The 226-nt window shown below is 53.1% G+C and carries 1 protein-coding gene; it reads right to left on the bottom strand.

Annotation, left to right across the window (positions count from 1 at the left end; genetic code table 11):
- On the bottom strand, positions 1-226 hold a 226-nt coding region (locus PVK63_RS19975), incomplete at both ends, for a hypothetical protein (protein ID WP_274440990.1).

Raw genomic sequence — 226 nt, 5'->3', positions numbered from 1 at the left:
GTCTGTTGTGCCATCTGAGAAGGTTACAACCACACTGTCTTCTGCAATGTTCGTACCTTCTGGTAGCTCAATACTTGCCGTAACACCCGCGTCTTTTTCCGCCGCATTGATGGTGTCATCCTCACCAGAATCGATAAGAACCGTTGGTGCAACATCACCGCCGTTGTCGCCTTCACCATCACCTGGCGCCACCAAATCAACGTCTGCCGTATCGCTGCCCGTCGCT

Origin of the sequence: Aliivibrio sp. S2TY2 (assembly GCF_028765525.1) — a bacterium.
GTDB classification, from domain to species: domain Bacteria; phylum Pseudomonadota; class Gammaproteobacteria; order Enterobacterales; family Vibrionaceae; genus Aliivibrio; species Aliivibrio finisterrensis_A.
The sequence above is the reverse complement of the archived record's forward strand: the minus strand, read 5'-3'. Positions and strand labels throughout refer to the sequence as shown.